This is a genomic window from Acaryochloris marina S15 (assembly GCF_018336915.1).
GTDB classification, from domain to species: Bacteria; Cyanobacteriota; Cyanobacteriia; order Thermosynechococcales; family Thermosynechococcaceae; genus Acaryochloris; species Acaryochloris marina_A.
On the sequence record NZ_CP064923.1, the window covers coordinates 1725997 to 1741507 of the forward strand.

General features: G+C 48.7%; 11 protein-coding genes and 1 tRNA gene. 6 read left to right on the forward strand and 6 right to left on the reverse strand.

Annotation, left to right across the window (positions count from 1 at the left end):
• The first annotated feature begins 267 nt into the window (after nt 1–267).
• From I1H34_RS08585 to I1H34_RS08600, 4 genes are all read left to right on the forward strand, one after another.
• On the forward strand, nt 268–615 hold the full coding sequence (locus I1H34_RS08585) for a hypothetical protein (RefSeq protein ID WP_212665234.1): 348 nt from the start codon (nt 268–270) through the stop codon (nt 613–615).
• Nucleotides 616–709: 94 nt separating this feature from the next.
• Nucleotides 710–783: transfer RNA gene (locus I1H34_RS08590), tRNA-Asp, on the forward strand.
• A 104-nt stretch (nt 784–887) separates the two neighbouring features.
• Entirely contained in the window at nt 888–2345 is a 1458-nt protein-coding gene (gene gltX, locus I1H34_RS08595) for a glutamate--tRNA ligase (protein WP_212665235.1), read from the forward strand.
• Between the two features lie 556 nt (nt 2346–2901).
• Complete coding sequence (locus tag I1H34_RS08600) at nt 2902–3213, forward strand: hypothetical protein (RefSeq protein WP_212665236.1); 312 nt, start codon at nt 2902–2904, stop codon at nt 3211–3213.
• A gap of 190 nt (nt 3214–3403) precedes the next feature.
• On the opposite strand, the gene I1H34_RS08605 is transcribed toward I1H34_RS08600, so the two are convergent.
• From I1H34_RS08605 to I1H34_RS08630, 6 genes are all read right to left on the reverse strand, one after another.
• On the reverse strand, nt 3404–3634 hold the full coding sequence (locus tag I1H34_RS08605; RefSeq protein ID WP_212665237.1) for a hypothetical protein: 231 nt from the start codon (nt 3632–3634) through the stop codon (nt 3404–3406).
• 64 nt (nt 3635–3698) lie between these two features.
• Nucleotides 3699–4817 (reverse strand): phthiocerol/phthiodiolone dimycocerosyl transferase family protein, encoded by a 1119-nt coding sequence (locus I1H34_RS08610; RefSeq protein ID WP_212665238.1) that lies wholly within the window; start codon nt 4815–4817, stop codon nt 3699–3701.
• Between the two features lie 393 nt (nt 4818–5210).
• Complete coding sequence (locus I1H34_RS08615) at nt 5211–8792, reverse strand: eIF2A-related protein (protein WP_212665239.1); 3582 nt, start codon at nt 8790–8792, stop codon at nt 5211–5213.
• 80 nt (nt 8793–8872) lie between these two features.
• Nucleotides 8873–9535, reverse strand: a complete 663-nt coding sequence (locus I1H34_RS08620; RefSeq protein WP_212665240.1) for a hypothetical protein — start codon at nt 9533–9535, stop codon at nt 8873–8875.
• 61 nt (nt 9536–9596) lie between these two features.
• Entirely contained in the window at nt 9597–10220 is a 624-nt protein-coding gene (locus I1H34_RS08625; RefSeq protein ID WP_212665241.1) for a class I SAM-dependent methyltransferase, read from the reverse strand.
• Between the two features lie 63 nt (nt 10221–10283).
• Nucleotides 10284–14207: an nSTAND1 domain-containing NTPase gene (locus tag I1H34_RS08630; protein ID WP_212665242.1), complete on the reverse strand. Its 3924-nt coding sequence runs from the start codon at nt 14205–14207 to the stop codon at nt 10284–10286.
• A gap of 389 nt (nt 14208–14596) precedes the next feature.
• Between I1H34_RS08630 and pgr5 the strand changes: the two genes are divergently transcribed.
• Nucleotides 14597–14785, forward strand: coding sequence for a cyclic electron transport protein PGR5 (gene pgr5 / locus I1H34_RS08635; protein WP_212665243.1), 189 nt, complete (start codon nt 14597–14599; stop codon nt 14783–14785).
• A gap of 144 nt (nt 14786–14929) precedes the next feature.
• Complete coding sequence (locus I1H34_RS08640; protein WP_010472536.1) at nt 14930–15115, forward strand: DUF2949 domain-containing protein; 186 nt, start codon at nt 14930–14932, stop codon at nt 15113–15115.
• Nucleotides 15116–15511 lie beyond the last annotated feature (396 nt).

Genomic DNA, 15511 nt, shown 5'->3' on the forward strand with positions numbered 1-15511 from the left:
TCTAACGAATTATGACTATTCGAGCCCCTGTTCAACAAACATGGAATGATACTTTCTGTAGGTTTTTTGAGGGTAAAAGTACTCAACTTTCAAGACCGGTAGATGTTCCAAGGATTTGGTAATGTCGGATAGGTAAAAATGCGGATCTAAACCTCAATTTATGGCGACGAGACTTTAGATTTAATTCCGTTTTGTGCCTTCAAAAAGACTCCTTTTACCTCCAAAAGTCCTTAACATGGAATAAAGTCAAATCAGTAGGGAAAGACCATGGATCCAATGCAAGAACAACTCACGCTGGTGAGTAATAAGGTTGATACCCTGCACCAGGTGATAGAGCAGCTTGATCATAAACTGACAACAACCCTTTCTCAGCAAGAATCTCAACAACGTCCGCTGTCTGGGGCAATCATTAATGAATCTTCGCTACATACCAGCCCCAGTTTGAGCCATAAGGATGTTCTAGCAGAAGATAATTCTTTTGACTCAAGAGAACAGCATGGTGAGAGACCCATCACGCCTGAAATTCAAATTCAGCGATTGACGGCCCAGCTTACGGCTGCTTATAACCGCATTGCAGCTTTAGAGGAGCAGCTCATTGCTCAGCGTGTGCACTAACGGATCATCTCCAGTCGGATGATTTTCTGGCATTTCACACAATTTGTTTGACAAATGCCGTTTCTATAAGCACAATAAAGATTGCTCAGCGCAAGGGACTGTAGTTCAACTGGTTAGAGCACCGCCCTGTCACGGCGGAAGTTGCGGGTTCGAATCCCGTCAGTCCCGTTCTCATCCCATATTTCCGTGCAAAGCCACCTGGGAGATTTTTGGATCTCTATTCGGGTGGCTTTATCGGTAGGATGGAATTTGTAGTGTAACCGAGAGATTTAGTGACCGTTCGAGTTCGTATCGCCCCTAGTCCAACGGGGAACCTTCATATTGGCACTGCTAGAACTGCAGTCTTTAATTGGCTATATGCTCGCCACCACCAGGGCACCTTCATCCTTCGGGTTGAAGATACGGATGAGGAGCGATCGCAACCGGAATACACCGAAAATATTCTGGAGGGTTTGCGCTGGTTGGGGATGGAATGGGATGAAGGCCCCTATTTCCAGTCTGAACGCCTGGACTTGTATCGGAATGCGATTCAAAAGCTGCTCGATCAAGGACTCGCCTATCGCTGCTACTGCACGACAGAAGAGCTAGATGAGATGCGAGGGGCTCAAAAGAAGCGGAATGAAGCGCCTCGTTATGATAATCGGCATCGCAATTTAACAGCAGAGCAAGAGGCTGCTTTTCAGGCCGAAGGCCGTCAGCCGGTCATCCGCTTCAAGATTGAGGATAATCAGTCGATTACCTGGAAGGACTTGGTCCGCGGCCCGATGCATTGGCAGGGACGAGATCTGGGGGGCGATATGGTAGTTGCGAGAGCCACGGCCTCTGGCGAAGTGGGACAACCCCTCTATAACTTGGCGGTGGTTGTGGACGATATGGATCTGAAGATCACTCATGTGATTCGAGGAGAAGACCATATTGCCAATACGGCCAAACAGATTTTGCTGTATCAAGCCTTTGGCGGTACGGTTCCTGAATTTGCCCATACCCCTTTGATTTTGAATAAGGAGGGGCGGAAGCTTTCGAAACGAGATGGGGTGACCTCTATCTCTGATTTTCAGGAGATGGGGTTTTTGGCTCCATCCTTAGCGAACTATATGACGCTGTTGGGCTGGTCTCCCCCTGATGCGACCCAAGAAATTTTTAGCCTTAGTGATGCGGCAGCCCAGTTTGACTTTGAACGGGTGAATAAGGCGGGAGCCAAGTTTGATTGGGATAAATTGGATTGGATCAGTAGTCAATATCTGCATGAGCTGCCCCTAGCTGAGTTGGCTGATGCGTTGATTCCCTATTGGCAAGCTGCGGATTATGACTTTGATCCGGTTGCAGATCGACCTTGGGTGGACCAAGTGACGGCATTGATTCAGCCTAGTTTGGTTAGACTCAAGGATGTGACTGAGATGACGCAGTTTCTGTTTACCCATGAGCTGACCTGGACGGAGGATGCTCAAAAGCAGTTGAGTCAAGAAGGGGTGGCTGTAGCCTTGCAAGGGGTGATCGACCCGCTCGCTGCTGTGGAAGGAGCTGAATTGTCGGCAGAAACGGCGAAATCGTTTATTAATTCGACGGTGAAGGAGAACAAGCTGAAGAAGGGATTGGTGATGAGATCGCTTCGTGCTGCACTAACGGGAGATATGAAGGGGCCTGATTTGATGGAGTCTTGGTTATTGCTCCATCAGCGAGGAGAAGATTTAAAGCGGCTCCAACAAGCGCTAAAAATCGCTAGTGCATAAACTACTGGTCTGAAGTGGCAACATTTCGATCTTTTGTCTTTGAATCAAGACCATTGTATTGGCGGAATGCTGGATCTCTATGGATGGGTTTTGGCATTCCTCATCAAGGGTTTTTGCTAGATCGATCGCTATGGAGACTGGCGCTTGATCTCCTAATTCCTGGCGAACTTAAGGAAGAGTTGGTTGTCCAGTCTTAATAGGACTTGGAGGTGGCTTTGAGTATATGCGATCGCATCTCGAAACTTTCTCCTAGAACATTGTCATTGCAGACCGGGTGAGCAGGACGTATATCGTCATAATAGATGCCGACCCAAGGCATGACTTAAGCGCTCCACATACAAAAATCAGGTTTGACATGGCCAGTCAGCTCAGTAGTCAGAACCAAGGCGATTTGTTCAAGCAGTGGATCTAGGACTTGAACAGGTGTGGAGTAATTGGCAATATTCAAAGACCTGAATTTTCCTGAATAAAACAGGATTGTTTCGGCTTGAGAGTTTCGCGATAGTGAGGACAAGTTAAACAACTTACTTCCTTCAACTAAACGAGGTTCTGAACAATGACTCAATACCAAAGCACTCCCACCAAAGTACTACTGAGCGCAGGTTTATTTTCTGTATGTCTAATGACTGCTTCAACACAAAAGGCACTGAGTAAAACGACAGAACCGATACAACCTCTGCTAACAACCATTGCTCCCACTACACTAGAACATCAAAATCTTTCTGCCGTAAACTTTGGGCAGAATAGGCTTGCCCCTAACACTTTGCAAGATGCTAAAGCTGTGAATAAGATTGAAGGCCAAGGAAAAGTCGCTTTTTTCCGATTTTGGCGTCGTCGTTTCCTTCGTCGTCGTCGGGGGTGGTGGTAATTTTAATAGCAGTCTACCCAGCCGCTTGAAAATTGCATGAATTAGGAGGATGACGTAACAGAAAATAGAATGACACTAAAGGTGAAGCTAGCCCCAGGTTCTTGTGATTTGGGGCTATTAACCTCATTAAGACTAAGTGATATCGAAAGTGAGCTTGCAGAACTAACTCACTATGATTCAGAGTAATATCCTATTCACTGCCCACCAGATAAGACAATGCATCATCGATTAAGGTCTCTACAGTCCCACGACTTAAAGAGGGTTCAGAGTAAGCAAAATTGAAGATCATCTTATCTCTGAAAGTAGCGACTGCGGCAAAGAATAACCCTCCAAATATTCCTTGAGATGGCAGGAAACTGATTTCTTCGAGTTCTAGAGGGCCATAATTCACAGGAATATTAATTTTTCCGCCATTAGTCACTTCAACAGTTACTCCCTTCCCGCCATAAGATTGTGCATCTAAATATCATTGAAATTCTTATTTATCAAGAATCTGAATACCCAATCTTATGCTGGGATGGGAGTAAAGGGGCTTTTTGAGTTAAAGAAGATTGATTAGGCTCAACCAGTAGATCGTTGAACATCTCATTAAACATAGTCAAAATATGAAACATCTCACCACGGTTAAGACTTTGTTCAATGGCTTGCTTTACTTCTCTGGCTAATTGCCAGAAATCAGTACGATCAGTGATGGAGTGAAAGGTTGCTACCGCAGATGCTAACCCTCCTAGGTCTTCATCCCCTATGGCAGGCGAGAGACGCCTTCTTAAATCCACCATGGAACGACAAGCGAAAGATAAATTCTTTATTTCAGATATTTTTAAGTGGTTCGCCACTGCCAACAACATGGCGGCACATAAGGCTCCTTGAACGGTTGTCTTTTCAGTTCGACATTTCTTCAAGAGGGCTCTGGTCAGTCTAGGTTCAATTTGCCTGTGAATAATATTACAAGTTCGTTCTTCTACGGGCACAAATTTTTCGAAACTAAGTGCTTTTGGTCTGAAATAAAACTGTTTTAGTACGGCTCTCATTAACCACAGCACACCAGAAAACTTTCCTCTATATCCCTTATATTCATCGGGGAGCATTGCTTCCAGAGAGGGCAGGAAGGGGAGCGCTGGGATCTGGGATGGAAGCGCTTTTCCGTCTTGTATGTCCCCACAATAACGGAGTAGCTCTGAATGTAGTGAAGTCGTTGATATTCCATCACTAATGGCATGATGCACGGTTGTAATGAGATGACTAATATTGTGGTCGGCGTGACAAATTAATGTTGTTCTCCAGAGAGATTGGCTGCTGTTAAGGGATTGATTGAGTTCCTCGAGAACCACTTGCTGCCAAGTTTCCTGATCAACAGCTTCTATTACCCGAAGGGAAACACTCCCCTCAACCCTTTTTTTGAAAACCAACTGACCTACCGGGCCATCAATACAGCACTGGAGCTGAGGATGACGTTTCTCAGCCATTTTTAAGGCATGTTCTAGTGTTTGTCTTGAGATAGAGCCTTTGACTTTACTAATCGTCACTACATTGAGGGAACTAGCAATCTGATTAAAGATTTCGAACCCTTCTTCAAGAGGTGATAGGGGGCGAATCAGTTTCATGGTTAATCAGTCTCCTCTCAGAAGAAAAACTTTGGGCAGAATGAAAATGTCTTGAGTGCTTGAAGAGTTGTTCGCGGGGATAACCCTTCAATGACCCCTAATACCGGTTTAGTTCATTCATTAAACGTCTTATCTACTAACCCGCTTGTAGTATTCGTTTCATGATGAGCTACTCACTCAATTTGTGCTGTGATCTGACTTGGGATTTTTGTCCTCTGCCCCATTGGCAGCTTAATGATGTAAGAAGTCTACTAACCGTTGCAAGAAATCTAGGATTCAAAGACTAACTCCAAACCAAGGCTGGCAAAAAATAGGTGCATTGAGCCTGTGTGGGGTGTACCTGGTGAAGAAAATATGGACTGAAATTATCGCTAATGTCCCTGGGAGACATGATCAAGACTGACTAATTGCACCGAGGAATTTCAGCATTTCTTGTTGGGGAGGCGTCAAGTTTTGGCAGTTGGAAATGTTTAAGCCTTCACAGAGACGGTCGGCCCGCCAAGTCTCCCGGCAAGTTCCGGTCTGCACATCCCAAAACCTGAGTTCCAAGTCACTGCTCCCTGTCACCAAGGTTTGACCGTCTGGGCTAAATTCAACAGCCGTGGACCAGCTCGGATGTCCAGATAGCTTAGCCAGGCATTGACCCGTTTCCACCGACCATAATCGGGCCGTTTCATCTTTGCTACAGCTCGCCACGGTTTGCCCATCGGGGCTAAAGACAACCCCCATCACCCAATCTGTATGGTCGGTTAAGACATGGAGACATTTCCCCGTGTCCACATCCCAGATTCGGACGGTTTGATCTGCTCCACCTGTGACAATGCGATTGCCCTGGGGGCTCCAGGCTACATACCAAGCCCAAAATGGGTGCCCAACTAGGGTCTGGGATAAGGTTGCAGATGGAACATCATAAATCTGTACATTGGCATCAAATGAACCAATGGCGATCTGTTGACCATTCGGGCTCCAGCTTAAACCACTGACAAAATGTCCGGGGATGGCCTGGACCACCTGCCCCTTGGCAACATCCCAGAGTCGCCAGGTGCCATCCCAACTGCCGCTGGCGAGCCACTGACCATCTGGACTAAAGGCGAGGGAGGCGATGGTGGCTCCATGGCCGGGTAATACCCGCAGGACTTCTCTGGTGGCGACATCCCACAGCCGAATTTGCTGATCATTGCCCGCGCTCGCTAGCAGATGACCCTGGGGATGGAAGGTTAGTCCATAGACCCAGCCCTGATGTTGCCAGTAGGTTTGATAGGTCCCTGTTTCTACTTGCCAAAAGCGAATGGCCCCATCTGTACTCCCACTCACGACCGTTTGGCCATCCGGACTATGGCGAATACATAAGGTGCTGTTGATTTGCGCCTGCCAGGATTGTAGGGCCTGACCCGTGGTTAAGTCCCACAGCCGAATCATGGGTTCATCTCCCCCACTGACTAACAGGTCTCCCTGGGGATGACAGGCCACACTATAGATGCAGCTGTGGTGTCCAAGCAGGCGACGCTGGCAGATGCCTGTGTCTAAATTGGTGATACAGATGGTGCTGTCTAGCCCCGCACTGACCACAGCGGATTGATGGGGAAGGAACGATGCGGAAAAAATGGCTTGGGTATGGGGGGTGAGGACCTGAACGCATTGACCGGAGCTGACTTTCCAGATACGGAGGGTGCGATCGCATCCTCCACTCACCAACCACTGACCATCGTCACTAAAGGCCACTGCCCGCAGCCAATCCGTATGGCCTTTAAGAGTACGCAGACAGCGACCTGTTTCTAGGTCCCAAAGTTTGACGGTGGCATCATGACTGGCACTGGCTAGGGTGTGGCCATCGGGGCTGAGGGCGATTGCCCAGATCCCTTGCTCATGACCTTTGATAATTTGCAAACAGTCTCCAGTTTGCAGATTCCAGATGCGCCAGGTCCGATCTTCCCCAGCACTGATCAGTCGCTGGCCATCGGGATGTATCACCACCGATCGTATGCAGTCTGTATGGCCTGTGAAAATGCTCAGACATTGCCCCGTATCTACCTGCCATAGTCGAATAGTTTGATCTTCGCTCCCGCTGGCCAGGACGGAGCCATCGATACTAAAGGCTAGGGACCAAACATTATTTTCATGGCCTTTGAATATGCCGATGGCTTGGCTGCCTTGTTTGGGATTTTTCACATCCCACAGCATGATCACATTGGCGAAATGGCCCGTTGCTAGTCGTTCTCCTTGGGGATCAAAGGCGGCGGTGGCGACATGGGGAAAGGCGGTGGCAAAGACCGTATCTTTGAGGTCGGCTCCAGTCATATTCACTTTGATCAGGGCTGTATCCCGGAAATCGGCTTGCCAGAGGGCGAGCTGGGATAGATCGATGCCGGTTAGGTCCACCTGTAACTGCACGAGTAGATTGAGGCAATTGCCAGCGGCGTAATCTCTGTGGTTGGCGAGCTGCTTCACTCGGTCTCGCAACTGGGTCTCGATGGCGGTGGTGGTTTGCAGCTTTGACAAGAGTAGGTGGATTACGGGTTGTAGAATCACCTGGCGTTGGCTGTGTCGGATGCCATCTTTGGCTTGGGCTTTGAGCAGGGCATGGCTATGTAAACGGGATGGTTCTGTCTTTTCTGGCTGCAAAAGACTGTGGCCGATGTCTTCAATTAATCGCTGAGTCACATATTCCATCAACACCGGTTGCAGGGTGAATTGGGGTAGTTCAGTGCCAGATTTGATCACCACACATAAAGACCGTCGTCGGAGGGCCTCCATGGCTTCCAGTAATTTCGGCATGGCCACAGGAAACACCAAATCATGACGCAGATCCGCTAGGGCCAGGGGGGCACGATTTATGGCCAACCAGTACATGACGTCCTGTTCTAGGGGAGACAGGCGTTGAAACTGCTGATCGAGGAGGATGCGAAAACCGTTAAAGACAGTGATGCCTTCTGCTAAAAAGGCTTGTACGTCTCCAGCAAAAATATCTTGAATTGCCGTGGCCACGATTTTGAGGCCCAAGGGATGGCCTTCGTAAAACTGGATCAGCTTGTGGAAGCCATCCGTATTTCCTGTTAATCCTTTTTGGGTGAGCAAGGGTAAGGCTTTTTCCGGTTCCAGTCCGGCCATGGCTAAGGCCCGGACAGTGGGGCCTTCTAGTTCCGCTAGGGTGGCGGGCTTTTCGCGACTGGTGATTACTAGGCAGCTTTGATGAGGGGTTTCACCTAGCGATCGCAACAGGGTTTCATAGCCTAGATAGTCCGGTTTATGTTGGCCTGCCTGGGGATGAGCATAGTCCGCTCCACTCTCCAGCAAAGTCTCCCAGTTATCCAACACCAATAAACAGCGATGCTGCCGCAGATAGGTCATCAATTGCGATAGCAGGGTTTGGGGCGGGCTGATGCGGGTCAGTTCTGGATCTAGAGATTGCAAGATATCCACCAGCAAGTCTTCATTTTTGGGGCCATGGCGAACTGAGCGCCAAACGACCGCTTCAAACTCAGAGTGCAGATGTTTAACCAGCTTTACCGATAGAGAGGTTTTGCCGATACCGCCGATTCCTAGCAGGGCCACGAGCTGACAGCGTTCGGTGCCTAACCATTGACTGAGGGTGGCGAGTTCTTGAATGCGGCCATAGAAGTTGGAAATATCGACCGCTTCTCCTAAATCCAGTCGGTGATCAGCAGATGCTGAATTTGCTAGGGCTTTTTCTGGACTGGATTTAGCTTCAGGGCGGCGAAAGTCTTCTTCTTGCAGGGGTAGCTTAAAGGCGGTAAAGAACAAAGATAGGGTGCGTTTATCCAGTCCTACTTCTCCGTCAAGGACTTTGGCAACGGTTTTGGCATCGAGCTGGGTGCGGTCGCTGAGGTCTTGCAGGGTATAGCGGCTATCTTGATTGTCCTGAGCTTCGCTGTCCTGAATGGCGGCTCGTAACCGCTCTAAGCCAATGCTGGTTAGAACGACGCCTCGTCTTCGCCTTTGCGGTGATTGCGGCATGAGGTTGCGATCGCACAACAATACCCTTCAAACACCAGGGTATACCTATTCACCGAGTTGTGGCTTGCTCTATCTCACAGTCAAACTACTGCAACGGGATAGCCAATTTCCTGGATATCTTCCAGCAGATCTGCAACTAGCAGCTCAGGATTCAACGGATGAATCATGGTCTGGGTGAGAGGGAAATGCTGATAGATCTGCTGGACTACATTCGTGTCAATGGAGCACTCATAATAGGCTTCAGCCCACTGTTGATAAGTATTAGGTTGGTGATCAAATATTGTGAGCAGCTCCATTGACCCATCTGGATCAGAGCCTTCTGGAAAGTTAATAGATCCCCGCTGCCACTGGGAATCTGAAGTCTGACGCCAAAGACAAAACGTCGTATCTTCAATTGAAAAAGCTGGTTCATCCAGACTTGCTTGGAGTTCAGAAGGAATATTCTCAAAGAGTCCAGGCCATAGTTGGGGCGGTTCTGTCTGATAGGGACTCATCACCGATTCGTGGGCAAATCCTTTGAGAAAGCAGCCATTGGGACTGAAAAGTGCAAAGAGGAAGTCTCCACTCCCATCGCGCATTGATCCGAGTTGTTCGTTTGGGTGCCAATGGGTATCAAAAGAGTAATACCGATCTTCCCAATCGGGAGACAAGATGGCATCCAATATTGCTAGAGACTGCATCAGCCTTCTTAACTCTTTTACCCCTGGTAATGGGCCAAGATTTTGAGTAGAAATTGGCATCATCAGTTTACTAATTGAAATCTGCCCTGGGTGGGTAACCAGAAATGGGTTGTCTTTTTACTGTTTAAGAGGGCTTTTTCGCCACAATAAAAACAACTTTGTCATTGCCGGGTTGCCATTGGTGGTCAATCTTAAAATGAGCATCCGTCAAACTATCTGCGAGTTCTTGCACCGTAAAGACTTTGACTAACGGGAAAAGTCCCAAGAACTTGCCAATGGGGGCAATCCATTTAAACCAGGCCATCTTATCTCCCAGGCAGACTGTACTGGTGACGAAAATGCCACCGGGCTTGAGCATGTCAAACACCTTAGCAATGACCGCTTCCTTATCTTCTAATAAATGCAGAATACTCAGGCCTAAGACTGCATCAAGGGTCTGATAGGGGATATCTAGCTCATCAATACTGGACTGTTCAAAGGTGAGGTTAGGGATATTTTGGGCAGCGGCTCTAGTCTGAGCGATATCAATCATATTGGCAGAGAAATCAATGGCTCGAATATGTTTGACATAAGGAGCATGGACGATTGCCGTTGATCCAGTACCGCAGCCAATCTCCAAGACTTCCATGCTGGGCTGAAAGTATTCTTGGGTAACTTGTAACTTTTTCTCGTAGGCTGCTACATCTGCAATGGGTTGTTTCAAATATCGGTCAGCAATTTTGTCCCAAAACTTCGCAGACTGTCCCATACCCGTTCTCCTTTAATTGACGGAAGATCGTTGCAAATTGCCGACAGCGATTCGCTGCTGTTTTTATTCTAAATCCCACACCAACTGCTGACAGACTTTACAGGCTTCGCGGGCGATATCGTCTGGGGGAGCTGTAAAAATGGGATGGTGGTGGAGGCGGTTACAGCATAACGACAACCAGGCATGCCAATTACCATGCCACAGTCTGACAGTGTGGTCATCACTTCCACTAACAATGGTCTGTCCATCGGGACTAAAGGCTACGGAACTGACAGATTTTCCATGTCCTAGGAAGGGCTCTGCGATGGGGTTGCCCTGGAGGTCCCATAGTCTGACGGTGTGGTCATCACTGCCACTGACAATGGTCTGTCCATCAGGACTAAAGGCTACGGAACTGACAGATTTTCCATGTCCTAGGAAGGGCTCTGCGATGAGGTTGCCCTGGAGGTCCCATAGTCTGACGGTGTGGTCATGACTGCCACTGACGATAGTCTGTCCATCGGGGCTAAAGGCTACGGAACTGATCGCATCCCCATGTCCTAGGAAGGGCTCTGTGATGAGGTTGCCCTGGAGGTCCCAGAGTCTGATAGTTTTGTCCTTACTGCCACTGACAATGCACTGTCCATCAGGGCTAAAGGCCGCGGAACTGACAAAATCTTCATGCCCCTGGAAGGGCTCTGCGATGAGGTTGCCCCGGAGGTCCCATAGTCTGACGGTTTTGTCATCACTGCCACTGACGATGCACTGTCCATCGGGGCTAAAGGCCACTGACCTGACATGATGACTATGTCCCTGGAAGGGCTCTGCGATGGGGTTACCCTGGAGGTCCCATAGTCTGACGGTTTGGTCACGACTGCCCCTGACGATGCGCTTTCCATCGGGACTAAAGGCCACTGACCAGACAGCAGAGCCCCCCTGGAGCTCTACGATGGGATTGCCCTGGAGGTCCCACAGCCTGACTCTTGTGTTAGGACTGCCACTGACAATGGTCTGTCCATCGGGGCTAAAAGCCACGGAACTTACAGATTCCCCATGTCCTAGGAAGGGCTTTGCGATGGGGTTGTCCTGGAGGTCCCACAGTCTGATAGTTTTGTCCTTACTGCCACTGACGATGTGCTGTCCATCGGGGCTAAAGGCCACGGACCGGACAGATTCCCCATGCCCCTGGAAGGGCTCTGCGATGAGGTTGCCCCGGAGGTCCCAGAGTCTGATGGTTTTGTCCTTACTGCCACTGACAATGCATTGTCCATCAGGGCTAAAGGCCGCGGAACTGACAAAATCTTCATGCCCCTGGAAGGGCTCTGCGATGAGGTTGCCCCGGAGGTCCCAGAGTCTGATGGTTTTGTCATGACTGCCACTGACGATGTGCTGTCCATCGGGGCTAAAAGCCACGGACCGGACAAAACCTTCATGTCCTAGAAAGGGCTCTGCGATGAGGTTGCCCCGGAGGTCCCAGAGTCTGATGGTTTTGTCATGACTGCCACTGACAATGCACTGTCCATCAGGGCTAAAAGCCACGGGACTGACAGATTCCCCATGCCCCTGGAAGGGCTCTGCGATGAGGTTGCCCCGGAGGTCCCATAGTCTGACGGTTTTGTCATCACTGCCACTGACGATGTGCTGTCCATCGGGGCTAAAGGCCACGGAACTGACAAAACCTTCATGCCCCTGGAAGGGCTCTGCGATGAGGTTGCCCCGGAGGTCCCATAGTCTGACGGTTTTGTCATGACTGCCACTGACGATGCGCTGTCCATCGGGGCTAAAGGCCACGGAACTGACAAAACCTTCATGCCCCTGGAAGGGCTCTGTGATGAGGTTGCCCCGGAGATCCCAGAGTCTGATGGTTTTGTCCTTACTGCTACTGACAATGCACTGTCCATCAGGGCTAAAGGCCACGGAACTGACAAAATCTTCATGCCCCTGGAAATAACCACATTCACGAATTTGGGCAATCATAGCGGTTAAAGCCTCTTGAATAGGTGTCAACACTTTGCCTTGCAATTTGTCATGGCTAGTCCCTACTGCTCGAATGGCTCGGGCTGCTGTGGTCGGGATGGGACGAGCTGTAATCAAATTTCTAGTCTGCATCGCCTCTTCCCGTAGCTTGGCTTCCGTCAACGCCCGCTCTAAAAAAGCCACCTGTTGTTGCTCTCGCTGATCGCTAGCCTGGAAATACTCACGGGTGCTTGGCCCCAGCTCGGGTTCCAGCCATGCCCACTTCTCCCTTGTCTCTGCCAGCAAGCCTCCCTGCAACAGATAGCCCTCTCCTTGGTTCTTCTGTTGCCATTCCTCTGCTGCATCCAGCACTCGTTGCAGTAAACGGCGTTGATCGCGGTTGACTTGCCGCCAAGCCACAAATTGTTCCCACCCAGTCATGAGTGACTCATGGGCTAAATCTACCCAATCGATTCCAGCAGCATTGTAAGTCACTAATAATCTCCCCTGCACCAGCTTTTCCAATGCCCGCAGCAATGCTTGCTGTTCAGCCTTGGTGGCTAGCCCCAAAATTTCTGTCTTCGGTTGCCGTTGTCGGGTATCCTTCTCCCCCTCACCAATTCGCACTAACTTAAAAAAAATTCGTTGTGCCCAACCTTGGTCGTCTTCCCGCAAAGAGGAAAAAATCTCTTCTGCCTGCTGATTGAGTGCCCCCATTACGCCCCCTAACTCTTGGTAGGCTGCAAAGGTCAATGTGCGTCCTTGTCGTCGCTGCCATAACTGTTCCAATGCAAACTCCAGCAACGGCAAAATATTCTGCTCCTGTTGTACTTTTTCCAATAGGATAGGCAGCAACCCTGGTTCAAATTTGTACTTCGCGACTGCGGCAGGTGCTCGAATGGCTTCCTCTAACTCTGCTTTATTCATAGGCAACAGCAGCACTTGGTGGGATTGAATCACCTCTCCCAAACCCCGATAGTTCAAACAATGTTCAAAAAAGTCCGCCCGCATTGTCGTGACAACCCGTAGTCGCGAATTAGGGTGCTGGGTAATTTCCACTAGCAAATTCAAAAAATGACGACGTTCCACCTCTTTTTCTGGGGGACAAACCGTAAATATCTCCTCAAACTGATCGACCACCAACAGCAGGGGAGCTGAACCTGGCAGACAATCGACTGCCTGGGCTAGCTTTCCCGCCTCAATTGCCGATTCAACATTATCTTTGTCTTCTGGCCATTGGCATTGTTGGCTCAACACTCGACTGATTTCATCTACGGGTTGTCGCCGCGAATCCCCTGGCTTGATGGGTGCCAAAACTTGCCATGTACCGCTGTTCTCCAAAATAGGAATTAAACCTGCCCGCACCAAAGAAGACTTGCCACTACCAGACGCTCCAATCACCGGAACAAAATTAGACTCACTCAGCTTGGCTAATAGCTTTTGCACAAACTGATCTCGCCCCTTATAAAAACGCGCCGTCTCTTTCGTAAATGCCTCTAGCCCTACATAGGGACAGATATCCTCAAAAGGGCCTTCAAATTCTTCCTCGGGTCCCTGCTCTGTTAGCGTTTCCGTTTGCCATTTATTCAGGGCCGCACTCACTAAGCCGGCTAATTTATTGGTGTCTTGAAAAAAGCTAACTAACTTGTCGGTACCAAGGTCTTGCCGTAATGCCTCAATCCGCGCTCCGCGCTCACCCTCACCAGTGACTTGGTCCATCTGTTTGGGGGACCAAGTGGCCCCCTCATCTAATATGAAAATAAAACAGGGCTTCTCTAATTTCCTTGCCTGTCGATACTCCAACTCCGTAATCGAACGCTGCTCGGGATTGCTCTTTTGCGGTACATAGCCATATTTCCAAGCAAATAACCCCACATAACCATCGCAATGGGCCACATCTGCCAAGCACTTCTCCAGCGGGGGGTGTTGTCCCGATGCGACATAATCTTCCATAGCCACCACCTCCATTCCCCCCTTGCGGAGGATTGACGTGACCGCAATTCGATAATCCTTTAAGTCGCTATAGGTAGAAGAGAGATAAATTTTAACCACAAGCCTTCACCCAAAACACCCCATTCCAGTCATCATTTGTGGCCTCTGATCCGAAACGTTGAAGTTATAGACCAGAAGCCAAATGGATCAAAGCCATAATCACCCGTTAATCCAGAGAAAAGCAATCTTTCCTCCATTAAGAATCACAAATATTCTATTGGTGCATTTCCATCTGGAGTGTTGAAAAGATCCACTGAGAACGCTGACTATTGCCTTATCTTCCATAATGTATAGTCATGTCTAAACAATCGCTTTTATCCTTATGAGCAAAAGGCTTTGATCTAAATCACCTTGGTTCCTTAAGTTCCTGATTAGGCTTCCGATCTTCCCTGGAGAAGCCGACTCAGGATCGCGATAGTGCAGGTATGAAATCCATTTAGGAACCGATCATGTTTGCACCATTTGTTGTCAGATTAGACCATGTTCTTGGCCATCAGCGCTTTATTCGATTACGGGGACAAGCCATTGCGACTCATACCCAAATCATCAATCAGTTTTGTGATTCAGTCGGGCTAGAGCGGCCTTGTCGCCAACATCTGATCAAAGTTGCCCATCACAACGGCAAAAAGCTCGGGTGACTTGCCTAACCCTTGTGATGCCCATCACTCAGTTCATCTATGGGTATCACAATTTGATTGGCATCAGATCACGGCTATTTCCCGTCATCTAAACCAGCATAGATAGCATCAAGTTCAATCCTCCTCTGAACCCGACTTTCTGTTATGAATCGGCAAACTCGACTTATCCAATATCTGCAAGATGAACTAGCCCTTCCCCAGGATGCACTTTCTTTAGCCACTCGGTTTCAAGATCGCACGGCTACTCAGATTCCGATCATTCTTTGGCAGTATGGTCTAGTCAATATTGATCAATTGGGCCAAATTTATGACTGGTTGGCTTCTGTCTAAATAGCCATACTTTTTTGCCGCGTTTTAGAAGTATCTTGACGACTCCCTAAACATTATTTTTACCCTAACTGCTTTCTAGTTTTTTACTTCATTCTTCTCGAACCAACCATCCATAGTCAGTATTATCACGACCGTAATAATACTGACTATTTTATTTTTATCCCCTCAATAATCGCTATCCCAAGTTCCCCATACAATCACTCCGTAAATTCACGATTGTTCTCTCCAGTAAAGACTTGCGACAATAAGCACATATCTGAATCACTCCCCAGCCCTTCCTTCTGTGTCCCCCATTTCATTGTTTTGCCCTCAACCGCTCAACCTCGTTATTCGTCGTCCTATTCTCTATAAAAATTGAATATTTATAACCGGCACCATTATTCCCGCAATTTATCT

What these genes read in the sequence shown, in the direction of transcription:
- I1H34_RS08585 (WP_212665234.1), top strand. Translation starts at nt 268, where the DNA reads ATGGATCCAATGCAAGAACAACTCACGCTGGTGAGTAATAAGGTTGAT.
- I1H34_RS08625 (WP_212665241.1), bottom strand. Translation starts at nt 10,220, where the DNA reads ATGGGACAGTCTGCGAAGTTTTGGGACAAAATTGCTGACCGATATTTG.
- I1H34_RS08615 (WP_212665239.1), bottom strand. Translation starts at nt 8,792, where the DNA reads ATGCCGCAATCACCGCAAAGGCGAAGACGAGGCGTCGTTCTAACCAGC.
- pgr5 (WP_212665243.1), top strand. Translation starts at nt 14,597, where the DNA reads ATGTTTGCACCATTTGTTGTCAGATTAGACCATGTTCTTGGCCATCAG.
- I1H34_RS08620 (WP_212665240.1), bottom strand. Translation starts at nt 9,535, where the DNA reads ATGATGCCAATTTCTACTCAAAATCTTGGCCCATTACCAGGGGTAAAA.
- I1H34_RS08600 (WP_212665236.1), top strand. Translation starts at nt 2,902, where the DNA reads ATGACTCAATACCAAAGCACTCCCACCAAAGTACTACTGAGCGCAGGT.
- I1H34_RS08640 (WP_010472536.1), top strand. Translation starts at nt 14,930, where the DNA reads ATGAATCGGCAAACTCGACTTATCCAATATCTGCAAGATGAACTAGCC.
- I1H34_RS08610 (WP_212665238.1), bottom strand. Translation starts at nt 4,817, where the DNA reads ATGAAACTGATTCGCCCCCTATCACCTCTTGAAGAAGGGTTCGAAATC.